Source organism: Variovorax guangxiensis (assembly GCF_003952165.1).
GTDB classification, from domain to species: Bacteria; Pseudomonadota; Gammaproteobacteria; order Burkholderiales; family Burkholderiaceae_C; genus Variovorax; species Variovorax guangxiensis.
Map to the genome: position 1 here is coordinate 157,937 of NZ_RXFT01000011.1, position 23,960 is coordinate 181,896.

A 23,960-nucleotide genomic window follows, 5' to 3' on the forward strand; every position below is an offset into this window, starting at 1 on the left:
TTTCTTATTCTGGAAGTGGTGGCCCGGGAATATTAGGCGGCGCGGGCGGCGGCAGCCATAGCGTCAGTGCGGATGGCCAGCTTCCACAGGCGCGCGGCGCGGGCCGCGAACACACCGGTGAACGCGCCGTACAGCACGGGCACCACGAGTGCGAGGGTGGGCTGGTGGCGCAGCTCGGGGTGCATGGCCAGGGCGGCGCCGACCACGTACTTGGTCAGGAAGATGCCCATCATGAGCATCAGCGGCACCGGGCTGCCGGCCACGTCGAACTGGCGGGTGGCCGCGTCGTAGCGGGTGGCGGCGTGCAGCGGGCGCTGCAGCACCAGGGCGGCCATCACGGCGGCGGCGGCGGCCCAGCCCAGCAGGGCGCCGAAGGAGTCGCCGAAGACCGAGGCCACGCCGTACAGCGACAGGCCGCCCATGGCGACGGGCATCAGCGTGACGCGGGTCAGGCTCACCTGGTTGGCCAGCAGCTGCCGGGCGCCGAGCCACAGCAGCAGGAAGAAGACGGCGAACACCCACTTGGGCGTGTGAAGGATGATCTGCATCAGCATGGCGGCACTCCGTTGAAGGTGAAAGGTGAAGAAAAGCTGAAAAGGCGGCGCAAGGGAATCGATGGGGTGGACTGTGCCGGCGGCCCCGCATGCCCGCCATCGCCGTGCGACGGAATGCGCGCAGGCGGCGCCAATTGCAGCCGGGCGGCGCGAATTGCGGGGTTTCGCGGCAATTCGGGGAGGCTTCGAGGAGGCTCCGACGGGGCGCCGGCCAGCTTTACCGCCGCTTTACGGCCCAGCAAAGAGCCGGACTACCATCCGCGCTGTACTACGCTGGTCCGCACCTCTGCACCTTTCGCACGCACCGTCCATGGAACAAGAAAAACCAACCGAGCCTCTGCCTTCCACCGTGTCTCCCACGCATCCGACGGTACGCAGACGCCGTTGGATGGGCAGCCTGCTGGCCTTGCTGCTGCTGGCGGTGATGGGCGGCGGCGCCTGGTATCTGGTCCAGCGCTCGAAGATGCCGGTTGCCGGCCCTGGTGCGGGCCCCGGCGCCGGGCGGCAGGGCGGTCCCGGAGGCCCGGGCGGGCCGGGGGGGCGTGGTGGCGGTGGCGGCGCGGCCTCCAGCACGGTCGGCATCGCGACCGCCCGGCAGGCCGACATCCCCGTGCAGCTCGAGGCGCTGGGCACCGTCACGCCGCTGGCCAACGTGATCGTCCAGCCGCAGGTGTCGGGCGTGCTCACGGCGGTGCTCTTCCAGGAAGGGCAGATGGTCAAGAAGGGCGACGTGCTCGCCACCATCGATCCGCAGCCGTTCCAGAACGCGCTCGGCCAGGCCACCGGCGCACGCCAGCGCGACGAGGCGCAGCTCGCTGCGGCGCGCGTCACGCTGCAGCGCTACCAGACCCTGCTGGGCCAGGACTCGATCGCCCGGCAGGACGTGGACACCCAGGCCGCGCTGGTCAAGCAGCTCGAAGGCACGGTGGCCATCGACCGCGCCAACGAGAACACCGCCAAGCTCAATCTCGCCTGGAGCCGCATCACCGCGCCGGTGAGCGGGCGCATCGGCCTGCGGCCGGTGGACGCGGGCAACTACATCTCCACCGGCACCACCAACGGCGTCGCCACCATCACTCAGATCGCGCCGATCGACGTCGAATTCGCCATCCCGCAGGACCGCGTGCCCGAGGTGCAGGAGCGCCTGGCCCAGGGCGCCAAGCTCGACGCCACCGCCTTCGACCGCACCCGCACTCGCCGGCTCGCGAACGGCACTTTCTCCACGCTGGACAACCTGGTCGACACCGCCACCGGCACCGTCAAGGCCAAGGCCCGCTTCACCAACGCCGACAACGCGCTGTTCCCGAACCAGTTCGTCAACCTGCGGCTGCTGCTGCGCACCGTGAGCAGCGCCGTGGTGGTGCCCGTCACCGCGCTGCGCCACGGCCCCAACGGCGACTACGTGTACGTGCTGAACGAGGACAACACCGTGTCGCAGCGGCCGGTGACGCGCGGCGAATCCAGTGTGGACAACGTCGCGATCATGTCGGGCCTGAAGGCCGGCGAGCAGGTCGTGACCGAAGGCGGCGACCGCCTGAAGGACGGCGCGCGGGTGCAGACCCAGGCCGACCGTCCGGCCGGCGCGGCGTCGGCACCGGCAGGCGGTACGCATCGCGGCCGCCGCCAGGGTGGTGGCGCAGGTGCCGGCGGGCCCGGCGCGCCCAGGGGCGGTGAAGCCGCTCCGGCTGCTGCTGCCCCCACGGCCCCTGCAGCCCCTGCAGCCCCTGCAGCCCCGGCCGCATCCCCGGCGCCCTCGGCCGAGTCGGCCCCTGCTGCCCCTGCAACCCCCGCCAGACTCCCTACCGCCGAGCAGCGCCAGCGCATGCTCGACTCCGCCAAGGACAACCCCGAGCAGCTCGAACGCCGCAAGCGTTTCCTCGAGGCGCTGGACCGCGGCGACCCGGCCGCGCTGGAACGCTGGCAGCGCATGTCCGAAGGCCGCGGCGGCGAAGGCGCGCAGGGCAGGCGCGGCAACCAATGACGAGCGGTCCTTGCAGTAGCAGTAGTAGCAGCAGCACGGAGGCCCCACGTTGAGCCCGTCACGTCCGTTCATCCTCCGGCCGGTGGCGACTTCGCTGCTGATGGTCGCCATCGTGCTGGCCGGCCTGGTGGCGTTCCGCTTCCTGCCGCTGTCGGCGCTGCCGCAGGTCGACTACCCGACCATCCAGGTCCAGACGCTCTACCCCGGGGCCAGCCCCGAGGTGATGAGCAACACCGTTACCGCCCCGCTGGAGCGCCAGTTCGGCCAGATGTCGGGGCTCGACCGCATGAGCTCGACCAGCGCCGCGGGCGTGTCGATCATCACGCTGCAGTTCTCGCTGGGCCAGACGCTGGACGTGGCCGAGCAGGAGGTGCAGGCCGCCATCAACGCCGGCGGCTCGCTGCTGCCGGCCGACCTGCCGGCGCCGCCTGTGTACGCCAAGGTCAACCCGGCCGACGCGCCGGTGCTCACGCTCTCAATCACCTCCGACACGCTGCCGCTCACCGACGTGCAGAACCTGGTCAACACCCGGCTCGCTCAGAAGATCAGCCAGGTCTCGGGCGTGGGGCTGGTGTCGCTCAGCGGCGGGCAGCGCCCTGCGATGCGCATCCAGGCCAACACCCAGGCGCTGGCGGCCAACGGCATCGGGCTGGACACGCTGCGCACCGCGATCTCGGCGGCCAACTCCAACGGCGCCAAGGGCAGCTTCGACGGACCGAAGCGCGCCTACACGATCAATTCGAACGACCAGCTGATGACGGTCGACGACTACAAGAACCTGATCGTCTCGTACAAGAACGGCGCGCCGATCCGCATGGTCGATGTGGCGCAGGTGGTCAGCAGCGCCGAGAACAACCAGCTCGCCGCCTGGGCCGGCAACAAGGCCGACGGCACCAGCAAGCTGTCGCCCGCGATCATCATGAACGTGCAGCGCCAGCCCGGCGCGAACGTGATCGCCACCGTCGACGCCATCAAGAAGCAGCTGCCCGAGCTGCAGGCCGGCCTGCCCGCCGGGCTGAAGATCGAGGTGCTCAGCGACCGCACCGCCGGCATCCGCGCCTCGGTGCAGCACGTCGAGATGGAACTGGTGCTGGCCGTGGTGCTCGTGGTGCTGGTGATCTTCGCCTTCCTGGGCAGCCTGCGCGCCACCGTCATCGCCAGCATCGCGGTGCCGATCTCGCTGATCGGCACCTTCGGGCTGATGTACCTGCTGGGCTACAGCCTGAACAACCTGAGCCTGATGGCGCTGACCATCGCCACCGGCTTCGTGGTGGACGACGCGATCGTGATGATCGAGAACATCGCGCGGTACATCGAGGAGGGCGAGAAGCCGCTGCAGGCCGCGTTCAAGGGCGCCACGCAGATCGGCTTCACCATCATCTCGCTGACGGTGTCGCTCATTGCGGTGCTGATCCCGCTGCTCTTCATGGGCGACGTGGTCGGCCGCCTGTTCCGCGAGTTCGCGGTGACGCTGGCCATCACCATCCTGATTTCCGCGGTCGTCTCCCTCACGCTGGTGCCGATGATGTCGGCGCGCTGGCTCAAGCACGAAGAAAAGAAGCAGGTTTCGGACAAGGGCTTCGGCGCGCGCGCCCAGCGCTTCTTCAGCGGCGTGATGGTGCGCTACGACCGCTCGCTGCACTGGGTGATCGACCACCAGGCGCTCACGCTGCTGGTCGCGCTGCTCACCATGGTGCTGACCGTGGTGCTGTACCTCACTATCCCCAAGGGCCTGTTCCCCACCCAGGACACCGGCCAGCTCCAGGCCCGCGTGCAGGCCGCGCAGGACGTGTCGTTCGACCGCATGTCGCAGCTGCAGCTGCAGGCGGCGCAGGCCATCCTCGAAGACCCGGCGGTCGAGAACCTCAGTTCTTTTGTCGGCGTCGATGCCGCCAACAACACCATGCTGCACACCGGCAGCATGCTCATCAACCTCGCGAAGGACCGCGACAGCCAGCAGGTCGTGATGGACCGCCTGCGCGAGCGCGTGCGGCAGGTGGCGGGCGTCACGCTCTACCTGCAGCCCACGCAGGACCTCACCATCGACGCCGAGACCGGCCCCACCGAGTACCGCATGTCGCTCGAGGGCGTGGACAGCGCCGCCATCACCGACTGGATGAAGAAGCTCGTTGCGAAGCTGCAGGAATCGGACAAGGTGCGCAACGTGAGCAGCGACGCCGGCGCCCAGGGTCTGGCGGCTTTCGTGAACGTGAACCGCGACACGGCTGCGCGGCTGTCGATCACCGCGAGCACCGTGGACGACGCGCTCTACAGCGCCTTCGGCCAGCGCATCGTCTCGACCATCTTCACCGAGACCAACCAGTACCGCGTGATCCTCGAGGCCCAGCCCGGCATGGTGAACACGCCGCAGACGCTGGGGCAGCTGAGCCTGATCGCCGGTTCGGGCACCGCGACGCCGCTGTCGGCCATTGCGCAGATCAGCGAGCAGCAGGCGCCGCTGCAGATCACTCACGTGGCGCAGTATCCGGCGAGCACGCTGAACTTCGACACCGCGCCCGGTGTTTCGCTCGGGGCTTCGGTCGATGCGATTCGCGCGGCGGCGAAGGAAATCGGGCTGCCGAGCAGCGTGACGATGACCTTCCTCGGGGCTTCAGGGGCTTACGAGAAATCGTTGTCTAACCAGCTGTGGCTGATTCTTGCCGCCGTGGTGTGCGTGTACATCGTGCTGGGGGTGCTGTACGAGAGTTACGTGCATCCGCTGACAATCCTGTCCACGCTGCCTTCGGCCGGGGTTGGGGCGCTGCTGGCGCTGATGATCACGGGCAATGACCTGGGGGTGATCGGGATCATCGGGATCATCCTGCTGATCGGCATCGTGAAGAAGAACGCGATCATGATGATCGACTTTGCGATCGATGCGGAGCGGACCCAGGGGAAGTCTCCTCGGGAGGCGATTCACCAGGCTGCCTTGCTGCGGTTCCGGCCTATCTTGATGACTACGTTGGCGGCTTTGTTTGCTGCTGTGCCGTTGATGTTCAGTTTCGGTGATGGGGCTGAGTTGCGGCGGCCGCTGGGGTTGGCGATTTTTGGGGGGTTGATCGTCAGTCAGCTGCTGACCCTGTTCACTACGCCTGTTATTTATCTGGCGTTTGATCGACTGGGTGGGGGGAGTGCTCGTAGGGTTGAGATTGAGGAGGAGGCGGTTTGACTTTGCTTGCCTCTGGTAGTTTTGCTTCCCGAGGCCGGGTCTCGCCCCGGCGGGCGACCTACTTTCTTTTGCTTCGCCAAAAGAAAGTAGGCAAAGAAAAGGCGACCCTGCTGTCTGTGTCCCTTCGCTTCGCTACGGGCAACCTGCGGTGCTCGGCGCAGGAGGGGGTCCGCAGAACTCGCTTCGCTCAAACAGCTGCGGCCCTTATCCCTCCTGCGCCTGCGCTCCTCGGCACAGCCAGAAGGGAGCGATCCGCGCCATCGCTTCGCTCGGCTTTTGAACAGCCTGGACTGGCCTTCGCTTCGCTCGGCCAGGTATCGAGTTCCAGTGGCCTCGCCGAACCCAATGCGCCATTCCAAGCCCAGCAGGCGCAAAGCGCCTGCTGGGCACCCGCAGCCGAGCGCAGCGATGGCCCGCGTGTCCCCAATCCCCTCTGGCTGCGCCGAGGAGCGCAGCGTTTCGCGGATCAGGGCTCGCCCTTGTCTGAGCGAAGCGAGTTTGGGCGAGACCCCGCGAAACGCGAGCACCGCAGGTTGCCCCGTAGCGCAGCGAAGGGGTCGCAGACAGTGGGGTCGCCTTTCTTTTGCCTACTTTTCTTTGGCGAAGCAAAGAAAAGTAGGTCGGCCGCCGGGCCGAGACCCGGCCCCGGGAAAGAAACCCTCAGCACGCTCCCACAAGGAGCAGCGAGATGAATCTATCCCTGCCCTTCGTCCGCCGCCCCATAGGCACAGTGCTACTGACCATAGGCGTAGCCCTGGCCGGCATAGCAGCCTTCTTCGTCCTCCCAGTCTCCCCCCTCCCGCAGGTCGACTACCCCGTCATCTCGGTAAGAGCCTCGATCCCCGGAGCGAGCCCGGAGACGATGGCCACCAGCGTAGCCACCCCGCTGGAGCGCCACCTCGGAACAATCGCAGGCGTCAACGAAATGACGTCGACGAGCTCGGTCGGCTCGACCCGCGTCACGCTGCAGTTCGACCTCAGCCGCAACATCGACGGCGCGGCCCGCGAGGTGCAGGCCGCCATCAACGCGAGCCGCATCGACCTGCCCGCCACGCTGCGCAGCAACCCGACCTACCGCAAGGCCAACCCGGCGGCGTCGCCGGTGATCATCCTGGCGCTCACGTCCAAGACCAAGACACCAGGCCAGATCTATGACGCCGTGTCGAACATCGTCAGCCAGCGCCTGTCGCAGGTGGACGGCGTGGGCGACGTGGAGATCGGCGGGGGCTCGCTGCCCGCCGTACGCATCGAGCTGCTGCCGTTCGCTCTCAACCGCTACGGCATCAGCACCGAGGACGTGCGCGCCGCCATCCAGGCGTCGAACGCCAACCGGCCCAAGGGCATGGTGCAGGGCGACGGGCGCAAGCTGCAGATCTACACGCAGACGCCGGCGCTGCGCGCGAGCGACTACGCGTCGATGGTGATCGCCTGGCGCAACGGCGCGGCGGTGCGGCTGCAGGACGTGGCGGAGGTGGTCGACGGTGTGGAGGACACGCGCACGCTGGGTCTCTTCAACGGCGAGCCGGCGATCATCGTGCTGATCACCCGGCAGCCCTCGGCCAACATCATCGAGACGGTGGACAGTGTGCGGGCGCTGTTGCCCGAGCTGCAGGCCCAGCTGCCGCCCGACGTGACGCTGCAGGTGGCGTCGGACAGCACCAACTCCATCCGCGGCTCGCTGCGCGAGGTGGAGCTCACGCTGGTCATTTCCGTCATCCTGGTGGTGCTGGTGGTGAGCCTGTTCCTGCGCAGCGTGCGGGCGACGATCGTGCCTGCGGTGGCGACGGTGGCGGCGCTGCTGGGCACCTTCGGGGTGATGTACCTGCTGGGCTTCAGCCTCAACAACCTGAGCCTGATGGCGCTCACGGTGGCCACCGGCTTCGTGGTGGACGACGCCATCGTGGTGCTCGAGAACACCAGCCGGCACATCGAGTCGGGCATGACGCGCATGAAGGCGGCGTTGCTGGGCGCGAAGGAGGTGGGCTTCACCGTGCTGTCGATCAGCGTGTCGCTGGTGGCGGTGTTCATCCCGCTGCTGTTCATGGGCGGGCAGGTGGGGCGGCTGTTCCGCGAGTTCGCGGTGACGCTGTCGGCGGCGGTGCTGATCTCGCTGGTGATCTCGCTGACCACCACGCCGATGATGTGCGCCTGGATGCTCAAGCCCGGCGGCGAGCACGACAAAAACAAGCCGCAGGGCAGGCTGGGCCGTATCGCCGCGCGCAGCTACGACTGGATGCTCAAGCGCTACGAGAGCAGCCTCGACTGGGCTCTGGACAGCAAGGCGCTGGTGATGCTGATCCTGGTGGCGGTGGTCGGGCTGAACGTGTACCTGTTCAGCGCGGCGCCCAAGGGCTTCTTCCCGCAGCAGGACAGCGGCCAGCTCAACGGCGGCCTGCGGGCCGACCAGAGCATCTCTTCGCAGGCGCTCGGCGAGAAGCTGCGACAGGTGGTCGACATCATCCGCAAGGACGAGGCGGTCGACACCGTGGTGGGCTTCACCGGCGCGGGCCGGGCAGGGGGCGGCTTCATGTTCGTCAACCTGAAGCCGGCGAACCAGCGCAAGGACAGCGGCCTCGCGGTCATCGCGCGGCTGCGCCCGCAGCTCAACCAGGTGACAGGCCTGCGCGTGTTCCTGGGCACGGTGCAGGACGTGCGCTCGGGCGGCCGGGCAAGCAACTCGACCTACCAGTACACGCTCAAGAGCGACAACGTCGCAGACCTGCGCACCTGGGCCGTGAAGCTGGCCGACGAGCTCAAGCTGCAGCCGGTGCTGACCGACATCGACACCGACCAGGACCAGAACGGCGTGGAAACGGTGGCCAAGGTCGACCCCGACAGCGCGCGGCGCCTGGGCCTGACATCCACGGCCATCGACAACGCGCTCTACAACGCCTTCGGCCAGCGGCAGGTGGCGACCATCTACACCGAGCTGAACCAGTACCACGTGGTGATGGAATGGGCGCAGCGCTACACGCGCAGCCCGAACTCGCTGAGCGACGTTTACGTGCCGGCCACCAGGACGTCGGTGGTGGGCGGGCAGACCGTGACCACGCAGGTGGCGGCGAGCAGCACGTCGACGGGGTCTTCGTCTTCTTCCTCGTCGAGTTCGTCGTCTTCTTCCTCGTCCTCGTCCGCCGCAACCGCGGCCACCGTGCCGGTGTCGGCCAACGCGGCGCTGCGCAACGCATCGACGGGCAACGTGCTGAGCAACACGGCCACCGCGCTCGTGCCGCTGTCGGCGGTCGCGAAGTTCGAGGAGCAGTCGGTGGCCACCTCGGTGAGCCACGAAGACGGCGAGCTGGCCACGACCATCTCGTTCAACCTCGCCGAGGGCGCCAACCTGGGTGACGCGCGCGAGGCCATCGCCAAGGCCGAGGCCAACATCGCCATGCCCACCAACGTGCGCGGCGCGTTTGCGGGCACGGCGGCGAGCGCGCAGCAGTCGCAGGGCCAGCAGGCGATTCTGATCCTGGCGGCGCTGATCGTGATCTACATCGTGCTGGGCATCCTGTACGAGAGCCTGGTGCATCCGATCACGGTGCTGTCGACGCTGCCTTCGGCGGGCGTGGGCGCGGTGCTGGCGCTGCTGATGTTCCGCATGGAGTTTTCCATCATCGCGCTGATCGGCGTGTTCCTGCTGATCGGCATCGTGAAGAAGAACGCCATCCTGATCATCGACTTCGCGCTCGAGGCCGAGCGCTCGCGCGGGCTCACGCCGCTGGAGGCGGTGCGCGAGGCGTGCCTGCTGCGCTTCCGTCCGATCCTGATGACGACCATGGCGGCCGCGCTCGGCGCGCTGCCGCTGGCCATCGGCTTCGGCGAGGGGGCCGAACTGCGCCGTCCGCTGGGCGTGGCCATCATCGGCGGGCTGATCGCGAGCCAGTTGCTGACCCTGCTGACGACGCCGGTGGTCTACCTGCTGCTCGACAAGCTGCGCCGCCGCAGCGCCAACGAACACGCGCTCAGCCGTGTGACGCCCGCCTGAGCGAGAAACGACAACGACATGAACGCACTGTTTTCTTCCACCTCCCGCTTTTCGTTTTCGGCGCTCGCACTGGCCGCCATGCTCGCGGGCTGCGCGGTCGGCCCGCGCTACGAGCAGCCGGCCACCGCCGCGTCGGCCAACTGGAAGGAGCAGAAGGCCGCCGAAGGCTGGCTGCCCGCGGCGCCGGCCGACGCGCTCGACCGCGGCAAATGGTGGAAGCTCTTCGGCGACGCCACGCTCGACGACCTGGCCGGCCGCGTGCAGGTGTCGAACCAGAACATCGCCGCCGCGGTGGCCAACTACACGCAGGCCCAGGCGCTGGTGCGCGGCGAGCGCGCGGCGCTGTTCCCGTCGGTGTCGCTCGATGGCAGCGGCAGGCGCTCGGGCACGGTGGGTGGCAGCAGCACGTCGAGCCCGTCGAACAGCTTCTCGGCATCGTTGGGCGCGAGCTGGACGCCCGACGTCTGGGGCCGGCTGCGCGAGGCGGTGAGCAGCGCGCAGGCCAACGCACAGGCCAGCGAGGCCGACCTGGCCGCGGCGCGGCTCTCGGCCATCGGCGACCTGGCGACCAACTATTTCTCGCTGCGCGAGGCCGATGCGGAGATCGTGCTGCTCGACGAGACCATCCAGGGCTACCAGCGCGCCTTCGACATCACCAGCAATCGCTATGCCGCCGGCATTGCCGCGCAGACCGACGTGCTGCAGGCGCAGACGCAGCTGGTGAATGCCAAGGCCGAGCGCGTGGGCCTGCAGCGCACGCGCGCCACCTACGAGCACGCCATCGCGGCGCTGATCGGCGTGGCGCCGGCCGACTTCAGCCTGCCCGCCGCGCAATGGACGCCCACGGTGCCCGGCGTGCCGCTGGGCGTGCCCTCGACGCTGCTGCAGCGCCGTCCCGACATCGCGGCGGCCGAGCGCTCGGTGGCGGCGGCCAATGCGCAGATCGGCATTGCGCGCGCGGCGTACTTCCCGAACATCAGCCTCACGGCGTCGGTCGGCAGCAGCAACGTCAGCCGCGTGAAGGACCTGTTCAGCTCGTCCAACACGCTGTGGGGGCTGGGGCTGTCGGTTGCGCAGGTGGTGTTCGACGCAGGCGCGATCGCGGCCAATGTCGATTCGGCGAAGGCGGGCTACGAATCCAGCGTGGCGCGATATCGCCAGACCGTGCTCACGGCCTTCCAGGCGGTGGAAGACCAGCTCACCGCGAGTGCGACGCTCGCGCAGCAGGAGGGCCTGCGCCGCGAGGCCTCGGCGGCGGCGGACAAGACCGAGCAGCAGCTGCTCAACCGCTACCGCGCGGGGCAGGTCAGCTACACCGACGTGGTCACGGCACAGGCCGCCGCACTCAGCGCGCGACGCACGCTGGTGCAGCTGCAGGTCAACCGCCAGACCACGGCCATCGCGTTGATCCAGGCGATGGGCGGTGGCTGGCAGGCCGGGTGGATGGACGGCGCCGCGCAGGCGCAGCCCGCCACATCGCCTGCCACGCGGTAAGCGCGGCGAGCGCTGATACCACCTGATCGGCGCGGGCGGTCGTCAATGCGCCGGGCGGTCCATGGTGTGACCCAGGTAGTCCTTGTCGGTCACGAGAACCCACAGCGCCAGCACCAGGATCACCGCGGCCACGAGCACCGCGTTGACCATCGCCGTCTCGGTGCCGCGGAAGCCGAGCACCCAGGGCGATACCGCGAGCCAGGCCGCCAGCGCGACCTCGGTCCATTCTTCCCACTGCCGTGGCACGAAGGTCGCACCCAGGGCCACCGCGCCGAGCACGATGCCGGTCGCCACCATCGTCCACATGGCGGCCGTCATGCCCGAAAAGCCCAGGACCCAGGGCGAGACGATCAGCCAGGCGCCGGCGGCGGCGTTGACGGGGTCTTGCCAATGCTTCACTTGCTTCATGGTCATTACCTCCTGTCGCGACAAGGCGCCGCGACAGTTTTTTGACCCATGGCGCGGCGGAGGGGTTCCTGCTGGAGCTGCGTCGCGCCTAGAGTGGCAACTCCAATGTTTCCCACTTGCGCGGCACGGTCACCTGGCGGCGGAGGTCGTCGGTCGGCGTCGCCTGGGAGCCCCGGACGGGAAGACGCCATGGTTGCCAGCATCCGGATCGCGTTTCTATAATTGAGCACGTACTCAATCAATAAAAGAATCCGACGCGAGCCATGGCCAGACCCAGAAGCGAAGACAAGCGCAACGCGATCCTCGACGCAGCCATTGCCGAGTTCGCCAGCCGGGGCGCGTGGAGCACGCCCACCTCGGCCATTTCGCGCGCGGCAGGCGTGGCCGAGGGCACGCTCTTCACCTACTTCGCGAACAAGGAAGCGCTGGTCAACGATCTCTACCGCCAGCTGAAGACCGAGCTCGCCGAGGTCATGCTCGCCGACTGGCCCGAGGAGGCGGACCCCAAGACAAAGTACCGCCACATCTGGGACCGCTACGTGTACTGGGGCGTCGACAACCCGGAAAAATTCAAGGTGATGTCGCAGCTCAAGGTGTCGGACCAGGTGAGCGATGAAAGCAAGGCGGCGGGCATGGCGCCATTCCTGCGGCTGGAGGTGCTGGCGACGGAGTGCATCCGCAACGGGCTGATACGCGACCAGCCGCTGCCCTTCCTCGGCGCGATGCTGGGCGCGATGGCCGAGACCACGATGGTCTTCGTCGCGCAGACCAAGAGCAGGAAAGGGCGCGCCGGCTACTGCGAAGCCGGCTTCGAGACCTTCTGGCGCGGCATCGTCGCCGGCGCCTGAGTCCCCCGCAGATCCCCACGAGAGAGAACCACACCATGCCCAAGCTCAAGCGCCGCCATTTCGTTCTTGGCACCGTGGGGGCCGTCGGCGCCCTCGTCGTCGGCTGGTCGGCCACGCCGGCCGCGTCGCGGCTCGTGCCGGCCGAGCCCTTGTCGGCCGCCCCAGGGCAGGTCGCGCTCAACGGCTGGGTCAAGGTGGGCAGCGACAACACGGTCACGCTGATGATGTCGCAGTCGGAAATGGGGCAGGGCACGCACACCGGGCTGTCGATGCTTCTCGCCGAAGAAATGGGCGCCTCGCTCGAGCAGATCCGGCTGGAGACGGCCGGCCCCGACGCCATCTACAACAACCAGGCAGCGATCCTCGACGCGCTGCCTTTCCGGCCCGGCGATGAGGGCGCGGTGAAGCGCTCGACGCAGCACGTGGTCGGCAAGCTGCTGCGCTCGATTCCGGGGCTCTCGGGCACGGGCGGCTCATCGAGCATCACCGACCAGTGGATGCCGCTGCGCGAGGCCGGCGCATCGGCGCGCACCATGCTGCTGGGCGCCGCCGCCGCGCTGTGGCAGGTGCCCGTGGCCGAATGCAGCGCCGAAGCCGGGCGCGTTCTGCATGTCAGCGGCAAGAGCGCCACTTTCGGCGAACTGGCCCCGAAGGCCGCGCAGCAGCCGCTGCCGGCGCAGGTGGCTCTGAAGAAGCCTGCCGATTTCAAGCTCATCGGCCAGCCCGCGCGGCGCGTGGACGGCGCGGCCAAGCTCGACGGCTCCGCCACCTTCGGCCTCGACGTGCTTCCTCCGGGCCTGCTGTACGCGAGCATCGCGATGTGCCCGACCACCGGCGGCCGCGTCGCGAGCTTCGACGCCACGGCGGCGCAGAAGCTGCCGGGCGTGCGCAAGGTGATGGCGCTGGAGCCGGTCGGTGCCACGCTCATCGGCACCGGCGCCACGCCGGGCGGCGTGGCCGTGATCGCCGACACGCCGTACCACGCGATGCGCGCCGTGAAGGCGCTCGCCATCGAATGGGACCACGGCCCGGCCGCCAGCCTTTCGAGCGTCGAGATGATCGAGCGGCTCTCGCAGACGCTGCGCACCAGGCCCGGCAACGCGCAACTGAACGACGGCGACGTGGCCGCCGCGTTCCGGTCATCCGCCAAGACCATCGAGGCCGAGTACCGCGTGCCCTTCCTGGCCCACGCGACCATGGAGCCGATGAACTGCACGGTGCAGTTCAAGGACGGCAAGGCGACCGTCTGGGCGCCGACGCAGGCGCCGGGCTTCACGCGCAACGCGGCGGCCAAGGCACTCGGCATCGACGCCGCCAAGGTCGAGCTGCACGTGACCTATCTCGGCGGCGGCTTCGGCCGGCGCTACAGCACCGACTTCGTCACCCAGGCCGCCACGCTGGCGCGCGAGACCGGCGGCGCGCCGGTGCAGCTCTTCTGGTCGCGCGAGGAGGACATGGCGCACGACTTCTACCGGCCGGCCTACGTCGCGCGATGCAAGGCGGGCTTCGATGCGGCTGGCGCGCTGGTTGCCTGGCAGACCACGACGGCCGGCTCGAGCATGGGCGCGCCCTCGTTCATGGACACCACCACCGATGGCGCGTGGAATACGGCCTACGCATTTCCCAATGCGCGTGTCGCCCACGAGCCGGTGGAATCGGCCATGCCCACGGGCGTGTGGCGCTCGGTCGCGCATTCGCAGAACGCCTTCTTCGTCGAGAGCTTCATCGACGAATGCGCCGCCGCAGCGGGCAAGGACCCGGTGGCGTTCCGCGCCGCGCTGCTCGCGAAGGACGAGCGCCACCTGCGCGTGCTCAGGCGCGTGGCCGAGCTGTCGAACTGGGGCCAGCCACCGGAGCCGGGGCCCGACGGCGCGAAGAGGGCGCGCGGGCTGGCGATCCACCGTTCCTTCGGCAGCATCGTCGCGCAGGTGGCGGAGGTGTCGGTCTCGGCGGACCGGCAGGTGCGGGTGCACCGTGTTGTCTGCGTCATCGACTGCGGCGTGGCCGTCAATCCGAACCTGATCCGCCAGCAGATGGAAGGCGCCATCGTCTACGGCCTCTCCGCCGCGCTGCGCGGCGAGATCACGGTCGAGAAGGGGCAGGTGCAGCAGAGCAACTTCCACGACTACGTGCCGCTGCGCATGAACGAGTGCCCGGCCATCGAGGTCGAGATCGCCGCCAGCGGCGAGGCGCCCGGTGGCGTTGGCGAGCCCGGCACCCCGCCCATTGCGCCGGCGGTGGCGAATGCCGTGTTCGCGCTCACCGGGCAGCGGCTGCGCAGCCTGCCGCTGAAGCTCGCCTGAGCGGCAGGACACCGGACAAACAAGCAAGGAAAACGCGATGACCACCACGCTCACCGTCAACGGCAAGGCCGTCACCGTCAATGCCGAACCCGATACCCCCCTGCTGTGGGTGCTGCGCGGCGAGATGCGGCTCGTCGGCACCAAGTTCGGCTGCGGCAAGGCGCTTTGCGGCGCCTGCACCGTGCACCTCGACGGCGAGGCGGTGCGCTCCTGCGTCACCCCGCTGGAGGCGGTGGGCAGCCGGGAAGTGACCACCATCGAGGGACTGAACGGCAAGGAGGCCGACGCCCTGCGGCAGGCCTGGGCCGAAGTCGACGTGGTGCAGTGCGGCTACTGCCAGAGCGGTCAGCTGATGTCGGCCTGCGCGCTGCTGAAAAAGACGCCAAAGCCTGGCGATGACGACATTTCTTCCGCAATGAGCGGAAACATTTGTCGCTGCGGTACCTATCCGCGCATCCGCGCCGCCATTCACATCGCCGCGCAGACAGCCTCACGCTGAGAAGAACTGGCCAGGTTTCGGGCGGCGCAACCGGGCGGGGGCGGGTTAACGCTCGTGGTCAGAAAGCTGTTTACAAAAATTAAGAATTTTTCCGTAATCATCGAAAAAGCCCAGAAATAAAATTTTTACGGAAACAGGGGATATGAAGCTTTTGTACGCCGCCGTACCATCCGCGCGGCCCGCTTCCGGCCGCCCCCAGTTCCCGACTTTCGATGACCCCCCCAGATCCTTCACGGACGCGAGCGTTGTCCGTGGCCGAAACCCTGCGTGACCGCATCTTCGATGGCGAGATCGCGCCCGGTTCCCATTTGATGGAAATTACGCTGGCCAACGAGCTCGGCGTGTCGCGCACGCCTGTTCGCGGCGCCATGGCACGGCTGGCGGACGAGGGGCTGCTGGTCTACCTGCCCAACAAGGGCTTCCAGGTGCGCCGCTTCAACGCCAAGGACGTGCACGACGCCTTCAGCGTGCGCGCCACGCTGGAAGGCATGTGCTGCCGGCTGATCGGCGAGGTCGGGCTCGACGGCGCGGCCCTGTCGAAGCTGACCGCCATGCTCGACGAGCAGCACGAGCTGCTGCATCACACCGGCGAATGGTCCGAAGGCCGCGCCGCCCGCTGGCAGGACCTGGACCTGGCCTTCCACCAGAAACTGCTGGCGCTGGCGGACAACCGCTGGCTCGCCGAGGCGGTGCAGCGCGCCAGCCAGCTGCCGATCATCTTCGACAGCAAGCTGCGTCCCCACAACCGCGACGCCTCGATGCTGCTGCACAGGCACGAGCAGGCCCTGCAGGCGTTCGCGGACCACTGCCGCATCGTCGAGGCGCTGGGCCGGCAGGAAGCCGCCGCCGCCGAGGCCGCCATGCGCGAGCACATCAACTCCAACCGCGATCTGCTGGTGCTCTACCTGAGCCAGAAGAACCCGACCCGCACCCGGTCCCTGGTCTGAAGCAGACTCAGGCCGGCCCCTGGCCGCCGCGCATGGCCGGCGCCGTGAGGTAGGCCCCCGACTCGAAGAGCTGCGCCTCGGCCTGGTCGATGCGCCGGATCACCGGTTTGCCGGCACGGCTGGCCAGCAGCTCGACCAGCGCCTCAGTCACCGCCACCCCGGCCGCGACCGAGGGGAAGAAGGAGGGACTGTTGATCGTGAAGAGCAGCGTCTCCTCCGCCAGCAGCGACAGCGGCGAGGCCACGCTGTCGGTGATGGCGACGATGCGGCAGCCCGCCGCCTTGGCCGCCCGCGTCACCTGCAGCGCCTCGCGCGAATAGGGCGCGAAGCTCGCCACCACCAGCGCGTCGCCCTTGGCGAAGGCGCGCTGCTGCATCTCCAGCGAGCCGCCCTGGCCGTCGACCAGGTGCACGCTGGCGCGGAAGAGCCGGTACACGTACACGAACGAAAAGGCGATCGGAAAGCAGGCCCTGAAGCCGGCGGCGTGCACGGCGGGTGCCTTCTCGATCAGCGCGCAGGCCTTCTGCAGCGCGTAGCCGCTTTGCTGGTGGGTGGCCTCGAGGTTGCGGCGCTGCACTTCGAACATCTCGCCGGTCAGCGTCTGGTCGCTGGCGCGGCCGACGAGCTGCTTGGCGCGGCCGCCGTAGGTCTCGGAGCCCAGGCCCATCCCGGCGGCGAAGGCTTCCTTGAGCTGTGGCCAGCCTTCGTAGCCCATGTGTTGCGCGAAACGCACGAGCGTCGCGGGCGTGCTCTGCGAGCGCATGCCGACGCTGCGCATCGAGCTGGTGACCACCGCGTTCGGGTGGTCGAGTACGTAGCGCGCCACCTGTTGCAGCGCGGGGCTCAGTTCGTTGAAACGCTGGCGGATCTGCTCTTTGGCGTCCATGACGGTGTGTCTCCTTGGCTGAGTTGGAACAAATGTACCGGAGCAGGGAAAACACAGCAGTTGACGGAACAAATGTTCCAAACAATAATTCGCCGGAAACGTTAGTTCCAAACACCGAGCCATGACGCACGTCTTTCACCGCCACCTCCGCCAGACCCCGCCCGTTGCCGTGGGCTCCCACGGCATGTTCATTCGCGACGCCGAGGGCCGCGAGTACCTCGACGCCTCCGGCGGCGCCGCCGTGTCCTCGCTGGGCCACGCGCATCCCGAGGTCATGGCCGCGATGCACGCGCAGATCGACAAGCTGGCCTACGCCCACACCAGCTTCTTCACGAGCGAGGTGGCCGAGCAACTGGCGGACGAGCTGATCGGCTCCGCCCCCGAGGGCATGAGCCACGTCTACCTGGTGAGCGGCGGTTCCGAGGCGGTGGAGTCGGCGCTGAAGATGGCGCGGCAGTACTTCGTGGAAATCGGCCAGCCGCAGCGCACCCACTTCATCGCGCGCCGACAGAGCTACCACGGCAACACGCTGGGCGCGCTGGCCGTGGGCGGCAATGCATGGCGCCGCGAACCCTTCGCGCCCATCCTGGTGCCGGCCACGCATGTCTCGCCCTGCTATCCGTATCGCGAGCAGCGCGCCGACGAGAGCGCCGAGCAGTACGGCCTGCGCCTGGCGGCCGAGCTGGAAGCGGCCATCCTCGCGCAGGGCGCCGACCGCGTGATCGCCTTCGTCGCCGAAACGGTCGGCGGCGCCACGGCCGGCGTGCTCACGCCGGTGCCGGGCTACTTCAAGGCGGTGCGCGCGGTGTGCGACAGGTACGGCGTGCTGCTGATCCTCGACGAGGTGATGTGCGGCATGGGTCGCACCGGTTCGCTGCACGCCTGCGAGCAGGAGGGCGTGGTGCCCGACCTGATGACTGTCGCCAAGGGCCTGGGTGGCGGCTACCAGCCGGTGGGCGCCGTGCTGGCGCAGCGCCGCATCGTCGAGGCGATGTCGAAAGGCAGCGGCTTCTTCCAGCACGGCCACACCTACCTCGGCCACCCGATGGCCTGCGCCGCCGCGCTCGCGGTGCAGCAGGTGATCCGCCGCGACGGCCTGGTCGCCAAGGTGCGCGAGGATGGCGTCGCCTTCGGCCGCATGCTGGCCGACGCGCTGGGCGCGCATCCGCACGTGGGCGACATCCGCGGCCGCGGCTTCTTCTGGGGCATCGAGCTGGTGGCCGACCGCGCGAGCAAGGCGCCGTTCGATCCGGCACTGAAGGTCAATGCCACCGTCAAGAAGGACGCCATGTCGCGCGGCCTGCTGTGCTACCCCTTCGGCGGCACGGTCGATGGCCGCCAGGGCGACCACGTGCTGCTGGCGCCGCCCTTCATCGCCACCCGGCAGGACCTGCAGGAGATCGCCGCGCGGCTCGCGGCCTCCATCGATGCGGTCACGCGTGCCGCGGCAGCGGCTTCGGCGCGCTGAGCGCCACCACTTTCCCGTCCGTTCGTCTTCCCTCCACCATCGCCTCGAGGAGCGTTCCATGCCCAAGCTTCGTCCGCTGTTTTCCTTCGCCGCCGTGCTTGCGGCCGCGCTGATGCCCTTCGCCGCCGCGCAGGCGCAGGAGAACGACACGCTCGCCAAGATCAAGGCCAGCGGCGCCATCACCTTCGGCTACCGGGAGTCGTCCTTCGGCTTCTCTTACCTCGACGGCAACCTCAGGCCGGTGGGCTACAGCCTCGACATCTGCAACCGCATCGTCGAGGCGGTAAAGAGCGAGCTGAAGATGCCGGCCGTCGAGGTCAGGTACCAGGCCGTCACCTCGGCCAACCGCATTCCGCTGGTGCAGAACGGCACGGTCGACATCGAATGCGGCTCCACCACCAACCTCGTCGAGCGGCAGAAGCTGGTGGCCTTCTCGCCGGACATCTTCCGCTACAACGTGCGCATGCTGGTGAAGGCCGATTCGGGTATCAAGGGCATCGCCGACCTGCAGGGCAAGACCGTGGCCACCACCAGCGGCACCACCTCGTTCCGCCTGCTGCGCGAGGCCGACCGGGGCCGCAACCTGGAGGTGACCAATCTCGCGGGCAAGGACCACAGCGACTCCTTCCTGCTGGTGGAAACCGGCCGCGCCCAGGCCTTCGTGCTCGACGACATCCTGCTGGCCGGCCAGATCGCGAACGCGCGCAACCCCAAGGACTTCCTCATCACCGGCGAGAGCCTGCGCACCGAGAACCAGTCGCTGATGTTCCGCAAGGACGACCCGGCCTTCAAGGCGCTGGTCGATCGCGTGGTCTCGGGCATGATGAAGTCGGGCGAGATGGAGAAGCTCTATGCGAAGTGGTTCATGTCGCCGATCCCGCCCAAGGGCATCAACATCAACTACCCGCTGAATGCCGAGACGAAGGACGCCTTCGCCAATCCTTCCTCCAAGGGCATCTGAGCGCCGTCGCCTGAACTCATGACCCGCATCGCCCTGATCCACGCGCTCTCGCACTCCGTCGCGCCCATCAACGAAGCCTTCGCGCGCGACTGGCCCGATGCCGTGCGCATGAACCTGCTCGACGACAGCCTCTCGGCCGACCTGGCGCGCGAGGGCAAGGGGCTCGACGCCGCCATGCACGAGCGCTTCCAGCGCCTCGCGCAGTACGCGGTCGACACCGGCGCGCAGGGCATTCTCTTCACCTGCTCGGCCTTCGGGCCGTGCATCGAGGCGGTGGCGCGGCGGCACGCGGGCATTCCGGTGCTCAAGCCCAACGAGGCCATGATCGACGAGGCAGTGCAGGGGCTGCAGGGCCGGCTCGGCCTCATCGCCACCTTCGCGCCCACGCTGGCGTCGATGCCGCCGGAGTTTCCTTCGGAGGTCGCGCTCGAAACCGCGCTGGCCGAAGGCGCGCTCGATGCATTGAACGCTGGCGATACGCAGCGCCACGATGCGCTCATCGCCGCCCAGGCCGCCGCACTGCGCGAACGGGGCTGCACGCGCATCGCGCTGGCGCAGTTCAGCATGGCACGGGCACGTTATGCCTGCGAGGCGGCCAGCGGGCTGCCGGTGTTCACCACGGTCGACAGTGCGGTGCGCGCGCTGCGCCGCCGCGCCGGCGGCGGCGCTTCAGCGTAGGCGCGAGAACTCGATCACCGAGAACAGCGCGGTCATCGCGATCTGCGCCGCGTCGCTGCGCCCGAGGTTGCGGGCGAGGCCGGTCTCCCGGTCGGTGGCTTCAAGCCCCTGCGACAGGCGGCGGTAGATGTCCGCCGAGGGCATGCTCGCCGAGGTGCCCAGCGCGTCGCAGTAGGTGTCGGCGAGCACGGCCGCGAGCTGCTCGCTCTGCTCGTTCGACAGCTTCATCGGGTCGCCGGTGAAAACCGACGCGATGCAGTGCATCAGGTAGGCCTGTGTTTCGAGCGAGAACGACTGTTGCCGCACGTAGCATTCGACCGCTGCCCAGAAGAGCGGCTCGGAGGTGCGGCGCCAGCTTTCGAGCACCTTGCGCGCCTTGGCCACCAGGTCGGCGTGCGTGTCGCCGGGCTCTGTGGGGCGCAGCGCCAGCCCCTGCAGGGTGAGCGCGGCTTCCGGGCCGGCCGCGCCGAGGATGAAGCTCCAGAACTTCCAGCGCGCATACCACTTCTTGTCGTGCGCGGGGTCCAGCGGTTCGAGCAGCCAGAAATCGATGCTCTGCACCGCGTCGCCGCGCTGTTCGGCCACGTTGCCGTCGCCCAGGTCGAGCGCGGCCATGCCCGACTGCATGCGGTCGGCCTCGATGTGGCCCTGCGCGACGATGCCCGCGCTGGAGCCCGAGAGGTCGATGTCGCGCAGCCGCTGCATCAGCTGCCGCAGTTCGTGGGCCGACGCGCCCGTGGCCTCGGTCACGCGGCGCATCGAGGCGCTCTGCTCGCGTTCCAGGTCGAGGGCGTTCTTGCGGCGGTCTTCGCCGTGATCGTCGAAAGTCGAGGCGTGCTCTTCGAGTCTGTCGCCGGGCGTGAACGTTCGCATTACCAATGGCTCCTTAGGCATCCCATGCCTTCGCACACCCTCGACTGTGTGTCAACGCGCCGTGCCTGAACATCACCGGAACAGGGGAGTCTGAGCCCTGGCTGACCAGCCCCCTCGCGATAATGGCCGCACTTGAAAGGAGTACGCGTGGATATTGTTTTGCTGGCCAAGGCCGCCATCATGGGCATCGTCGAGGGGCTCACCGAATTTCTTCCGATCTCTTCGACGGGCCACCTGATCCTTGCGGGCTCGCTGCTCGGCGGCTTCGGCGACAACCGGGGCAAGGTCTTCGAGATTGCCATCCAGACCGGCGCGATCTTCGCGGTGATCCTGGTGTACTGGCAGAAGATCCGCTCTACCGTCGTCGCGCTGCCGCGCCAACCCAAGGCCCAGCGCCTGGCGCTGAACATCTTCATCGGCTTCCTGCCCGCGGTGGTGCTGGGCCTGCTGTTCGGCAAGGTCATCAAGGAGCACCTGTTCATCCCGACCGTGGTGGCGAGCACCTTCATCATCGGCGGCTTCATCATCCTCTGGGCCGAGAAGCGGCCGCCCGGATCGGTGCGCGTCGAGCATGTCGACGACATGACGCCGTGGGACGCTCTCAAGGTCGGCCTGGTGCAGTGCTTCGCGATGATCCCCGGCACCAGCCGCAGCGGCTCGACCATCATCGGCGGCATGCTGCTGGGCCTCTCGCGCCAAGCAGCGACCGACTTCTCGTTCTTCCTGGCCATTCCCACGCTGATCGGCGCGGGCCTCTACAGCATCTACAAGGAGCGCGCGGCGCTGTCGATGGCCGACGTGCCGCTCTTCGCGGTGGGGCTGGTGTTCTCGTTCATCAGCGCATGGCTTTGCGTGCGCTGGCTGCTGAAGTACATCAGCAGCCACAGCTTCATTCCCTTCGCCTGGTACCGCATCGCCTTCGGCATCCTGGTGCTGGCCACGGCGTGGACCGGCACGGTGGTCTGGGCCGACTGATCCTGGTTTGATTCTTCAGCCCGCGGCGCCCAGCAGGGCGCTCGCGGCCCTTGCTTCCTGCCGCACCGCCGCGGCGATGGGCCCGTCGATCGACGGGTCGAAGCCGCCCGTGGCGCCCAGCGCGGTGATCACGGCGCAGACCCGCCCCGCATAGTCGTACACCGGCGCCGCCACGGCGCTGATGCCACGCAGGTAGGTGTCCTTCACGCTAGCGCAGCGCGCCTGGCGCACCTCGCGGCGCAGTTCCCCGATCGGGTCCTTCGCGTCGAGCTGCGAGCGCATCTCCGGCGTAGCCTCGCCCAGTTCCTGCTCGGCCAGCGCGAGCACGCGCGATTCATCCAGCAGCCCCAGGAAGGCGCGGCCCGTGGCCGACCACAGCATCGACATCACCGAGCCGGCGCGCACGTTCACCGTGACCGGCAGGCCCGGTTCCTCGAAGCGCACGATGGTCGGGCCCTTGTTGCCCATCACCGCCACGAAGCAGGTCACCTCCAGCGATTCGCGCAGGCGGATCAGGCAGGGCTCGGCAGCGCGGATCGGGTCGGCCTGGCGCATGGCGGCCAGGCCGATCTGGATGGCTTCGGTGCCCAGGTAGTAGTGCTGCGACGCGGCGTCCTGCAGCACCAGGCCCGCTTCCATCAGGCTCGCGAGGTAGCGGTGCACCTTGGCCGGGCTCTCGGCGACGTGCGCCGACAGCGCGGTCAGGCTGCTGCGCCCGCCCAGGTGCGCCAGCCCCTTGAGCACGGACATGCCGGTCTCGGCGGACTGCACCCGCTGGCGGCGTTCGCGCGCTGGGGAGGAGAGGGAGGGATCGGATTCCGGAGGCTGCTTCATGACGGCTGGATGTTAGGTGCTCGACCGGCAGAGCCGGGTAAACCCGCGATCCGTGAATTACGCATTGCGTATGATAATTACGCAATACACAAAATCCCTCACGGAGACTCCCTCATGAAGAAGCACTTCGCCCGCTGCCTCGCGGTTCTTTCGCTGGCTGCCGTCGCCGCCAGCGCAGGCGCACAGCAGGCCTTTCCGGCCAAGCCGATCCGCTGGATCGTTCCCTACGCGGCCGGCGGCGGCTCCGACTTCCTGGCGCGCACGGTCGCGCAGACGCTCTCGACCCAGGTCGGGCAGCCGGTGCTGGTGGACAACAAGCCCGGCGGCAACACCGCGCTGGCCGCTTCCGAAACCGTGCGCGCCGCGGCGGACGGCTACACCGTGCTCTCGGCCGACAACGGCACGCTGGTGTTCAACCCCGCGCTCTACAAGTCGCTGAGCTACAACCCCACCAAGGACCTGGCGCCCGTCACGCTGATGGGCAAGTTCCCGATGATCCTGGTCGTCGGCGCCAACTCGGGCTTCAACTCCGCCAAGGACTTCATCGCCCAGGCCCGCGCCAAGCCGGGCGGCATCAACTACGCCTCGGCCGGCGCGGGCAGCCCGCACCACCTGGCGATGGAACTGCTGAAGGTGGAGGCCAAGCTCTTCATGGTCCACGTGCCGTACCGCGGCGCGGCGCCCGCGCTGGCCGACGTGGTGGGCGGACAGCTGCCGGCCATGATGGTCGACCTGGCCGCGGGCTCCGGCTTCATCAAGGGCGGCAAGGTCAAGGCGCTGGCCGTGGCCAACCCCACGCGCCTGCCGCAACTGCCCGACGTGCCCACCTTCGCCGAGCTCGGCTACAAGAACGTCGAGGCCGCCGCGCTGGTCGGCGTGGTGGTGCCCTCGGCCACGCCCGCCGATGTGGTGACCACGCTCAACCGTCAGCTCGTCGCCGCCATCAACGAGCCCTCGGTGCGCACGCGCATGGTCGACTTCGGCGTGGAGCCGGTCGGCAACACGCCCGCGCAGTACGCCGCGCTGCTCAGGAGCGAGACCGAGCGCTGGCACAAGCTGATCCGCGACCTGAAGATCACCCTCGACTGAAGCTGTCC

The 23,960-nt window shown here is 68.5% G+C and carries 18 protein-coding genes; 13 read left to right on the forward strand and 5 right to left on the reverse strand.

Annotation, left to right across the window (positions count from 1 at the left end; genetic code table 11):
* Positions 1-32: 32 nt before the first annotated feature.
* Positions 33-554 carry a DUF6622 family protein gene (locus EJP67_RS23970; RefSeq protein WP_126024220.1) on the reverse strand — a complete coding sequence of 174 codons (522 nt, stop codon included), beginning with the start codon at positions 552-554 and terminating at the stop codon, positions 33-35.
* 310 nt (positions 555-864) lie between these two features.
* Here EJP67_RS23970 and EJP67_RS23975 point away from each other — a divergent pair, with 310 nt between their 5' ends.
* The 4 genes from EJP67_RS23975 (at position 865) to EJP67_RS23990 (ending at position 11,183) form a co-directional block, all read left to right on the forward strand.
* Positions 865-2,535, forward strand: a complete 1,671-nt coding sequence (locus tag EJP67_RS23975) for an efflux RND transporter periplasmic adaptor subunit (RefSeq protein WP_126024221.1) — start codon at positions 865-867, stop codon at positions 2,533-2,535.
* Between the two features lie 49 nt (positions 2,536-2,584).
* The gene (locus EJP67_RS23980) at positions 2,585-5,704 is read left to right on the forward strand and encodes an efflux RND transporter permease subunit (protein WP_126024222.1); all 3,120 of its coding nucleotides are present in this window, start codon (positions 2,585-2,587) and stop codon (positions 5,702-5,704) included.
* 688 nt (positions 5,705-6,392) lie between these two features.
* On the forward strand, positions 6,393-9,689 hold the full coding sequence (locus EJP67_RS23985; RefSeq protein WP_126024223.1) for an efflux RND transporter permease subunit: 3,297 nt from the start codon (positions 6,393-6,395) through the stop codon (positions 9,687-9,689).
* A gap of 18 nt (positions 9,690-9,707) precedes the next feature.
* Positions 9,708-11,183 carry an efflux transporter outer membrane subunit gene (locus EJP67_RS23990; protein ID WP_126024224.1) on the forward strand — a complete coding sequence of 492 codons (1,476 nt, stop codon included), beginning with the start codon at positions 9,708-9,710 and terminating at the stop codon, positions 11,181-11,183.
* Between the two features lie 42 nt (positions 11,184-11,225).
* Here the strand turns inward: EJP67_RS23990 and EJP67_RS23995 are convergent, their stop codons facing one another.
* Positions 11,226-11,591 carry an SPW repeat protein gene (locus tag EJP67_RS23995; RefSeq protein WP_126024225.1) on the reverse strand — a complete coding sequence of 122 codons (366 nt, stop codon included), beginning with the start codon at positions 11,589-11,591 and terminating at the stop codon, positions 11,226-11,228.
* A 263-nt stretch (positions 11,592-11,854) separates the two neighbouring features.
* Between EJP67_RS23995 and EJP67_RS24000 the strand changes: the two genes are divergently transcribed.
* The 4 genes from EJP67_RS24000 to EJP67_RS24015 all read left to right on the forward strand — a co-directional run bounded on the left by EJP67_RS24000 (position 11,855) and on the right by EJP67_RS24015 (position 16,188).
* Positions 11,855-12,439 carry a TetR/AcrR family transcriptional regulator gene (locus EJP67_RS24000; RefSeq protein WP_126024226.1) on the forward strand — a complete coding sequence of 195 codons (585 nt, stop codon included), beginning with the start codon at positions 11,855-11,857 and terminating at the stop codon, positions 12,437-12,439.
* 35 nt (positions 12,440-12,474) lie between these two features.
* Positions 12,475-14,742, forward strand: coding sequence for a xanthine dehydrogenase family protein molybdopterin-binding subunit (locus EJP67_RS24005; RefSeq protein WP_126024227.1), 2,268 nt, complete (start codon positions 12,475-12,477; stop codon positions 14,740-14,742).
* 37 nt (positions 14,743-14,779) lie between these two features.
* Positions 14,780-15,241: a (2Fe-2S)-binding protein gene (locus tag EJP67_RS24010; RefSeq protein WP_126024228.1), complete on the forward strand. Its 462-nt coding sequence runs from the start codon at positions 14,780-14,782 to the stop codon at positions 15,239-15,241.
* A gap of 251 nt (positions 15,242-15,492) precedes the next feature.
* Positions 15,493-16,188, forward strand: a complete 696-nt coding sequence (locus EJP67_RS24015; protein WP_165909686.1) for a GntR family transcriptional regulator — start codon at positions 15,493-15,495, stop codon at positions 16,186-16,188.
* Positions 16,189-16,195: 7 nt separating this feature from the next.
* On the opposite strand, the gene EJP67_RS24020 is transcribed toward EJP67_RS24015, so the two are convergent.
* Positions 16,196-17,074, reverse strand: a complete 879-nt coding sequence (locus EJP67_RS24020) for a MurR/RpiR family transcriptional regulator (RefSeq protein WP_126024230.1) — start codon at positions 17,072-17,074, stop codon at positions 16,196-16,198.
* Positions 17,075-17,195: 121 nt separating this feature from the next.
* Between EJP67_RS24020 and EJP67_RS24025 the strand changes: the two genes are divergently transcribed.
* From EJP67_RS24025 to EJP67_RS24035, 3 genes are read left to right on the forward strand one after another with little or no spacing between them, the layout of a single operon-like run.
* The gene (locus EJP67_RS24025) at positions 17,196-18,542 is read left to right on the forward strand and encodes an aspartate aminotransferase family protein (RefSeq protein ID WP_126024231.1); all 1,347 of its coding nucleotides are present in this window, start codon (positions 17,196-17,198) and stop codon (positions 18,540-18,542) included.
* Positions 18,543-18,600: 58 nt separating this feature from the next.
* Positions 18,601-19,503, forward strand: coding sequence for an amino acid ABC transporter substrate-binding protein (locus tag EJP67_RS24030; RefSeq protein ID WP_126024232.1), 903 nt, complete (start codon positions 18,601-18,603; stop codon positions 19,501-19,503).
* Between the two features lie 18 nt (positions 19,504-19,521).
* Positions 19,522-20,181 carry an aspartate/glutamate racemase family protein gene (locus tag EJP67_RS24035; RefSeq protein WP_126024233.1) on the forward strand — a complete coding sequence of 220 codons (660 nt, stop codon included), beginning with the start codon at positions 19,522-19,524 and terminating at the stop codon, positions 20,179-20,181.
* On the opposite strand, the gene EJP67_RS24040 is transcribed toward EJP67_RS24035, so the two are convergent.
* Entirely contained in the window at positions 20,173-21,054 is an 882-nt protein-coding gene (locus EJP67_RS24040; protein WP_126024234.1) for a hypothetical protein, read from the reverse strand. The two genes, EJP67_RS24035 and EJP67_RS24040, sit on opposite strands and share 9 nt — an antisense overlap.
* Before the next feature lie 147 nt (positions 21,055-21,201).
* On the opposite strand from EJP67_RS24040, the gene EJP67_RS24045 reads away from it, so the two are divergent.
* Positions 21,202-22,029, forward strand: coding sequence for an undecaprenyl-diphosphate phosphatase (locus EJP67_RS24045; RefSeq protein WP_126024235.1), 828 nt, complete (start codon positions 21,202-21,204; stop codon positions 22,027-22,029).
* Between the two features lie 15 nt (positions 22,030-22,044).
* On the opposite strand, the gene EJP67_RS24050 is transcribed toward EJP67_RS24045, so the two are convergent.
* Complete coding sequence (locus EJP67_RS24050; RefSeq protein WP_126024236.1) at positions 22,045-22,863, reverse strand: IclR family transcriptional regulator; 819 nt, start codon at positions 22,861-22,863, stop codon at positions 22,045-22,047.
* A 114-nt stretch (positions 22,864-22,977) separates the two neighbouring features.
* Here EJP67_RS24050 and EJP67_RS24055 point away from each other — a divergent pair, with 114 nt between their 5' ends.
* A complete protein-coding gene (locus EJP67_RS24055) occupies positions 22,978-23,952 on the forward strand; it encodes a Bug family tripartite tricarboxylate transporter substrate binding protein (RefSeq protein WP_126024237.1) in 975 nt (324 codons plus the stop codon).
* The last annotated feature ends 8 nt before the right edge of the window (positions 23,953-23,960 follow it).

Coding starts and splice junctions, on each gene's coding strand:
- EJP67_RS23975 (WP_126024221.1), top strand. CDS start 865: ATGGAACAAGAAAAACCAACCGAGCCTCTGCCTTCCACCGTGTCTCCC.
- EJP67_RS24040 (WP_126024234.1), bottom strand. CDS start 21,054: ATGCGAACGTTCACGCCCGGCGACAGACTCGAAGAGCACGCCTCGACT.
- EJP67_RS24000 (WP_126024226.1), top strand. CDS start 11,855: ATGGCCAGACCCAGAAGCGAAGACAAGCGCAACGCGATCCTCGACGCA.
- EJP67_RS24030 (WP_126024232.1), top strand. CDS start 18,601: ATGCCCAAGCTTCGTCCGCTGTTTTCCTTCGCCGCCGTGCTTGCGGCC.
- EJP67_RS24050 (WP_126024236.1), bottom strand. CDS start 22,863: ATGAAGCAGCCTCCGGAATCCGATCCCTCCCTCTCCTCCCCAGCGCGC.
- EJP67_RS23970 (WP_126024220.1), bottom strand. CDS start 554: ATGCTGATGCAGATCATCCTTCACACGCCCAAGTGGGTGTTCGCCGTC.
- EJP67_RS24010 (WP_126024228.1), top strand. CDS start 14,780: ATGACCACCACGCTCACCGTCAACGGCAAGGCCGTCACCGTCAATGCC.
- EJP67_RS24055 (WP_126024237.1), top strand. CDS start 22,978: ATGAAGAAGCACTTCGCCCGCTGCCTCGCGGTTCTTTCGCTGGCTGCC.
- EJP67_RS24025 (WP_126024231.1), top strand. CDS start 17,196: ATGACGCACGTCTTTCACCGCCACCTCCGCCAGACCCCGCCCGTTGCC.
- EJP67_RS24035 (WP_126024233.1), top strand. CDS start 19,522: ATGACCCGCATCGCCCTGATCCACGCGCTCTCGCACTCCGTCGCGCCC.
- EJP67_RS23990 (WP_126024224.1), top strand. CDS start 9,708: ATGAACGCACTGTTTTCTTCCACCTCCCGCTTTTCGTTTTCGGCGCTC.
- EJP67_RS24020 (WP_126024230.1), bottom strand. CDS start 17,074: ATGGACGCCAAAGAGCAGATCCGCCAGCGTTTCAACGAACTGAGCCCC.
- EJP67_RS23985 (WP_126024223.1), top strand. CDS start 6,393: ATGAATCTATCCCTGCCCTTCGTCCGCCGCCCCATAGGCACAGTGCTA.
- EJP67_RS23995 (WP_126024225.1), bottom strand. CDS start 11,591: ATGAAGCAAGTGAAGCATTGGCAAGACCCCGTCAACGCCGCCGCCGGC.
- EJP67_RS24005 (WP_126024227.1), top strand. CDS start 12,475: ATGCCCAAGCTCAAGCGCCGCCATTTCGTTCTTGGCACCGTGGGGGCC.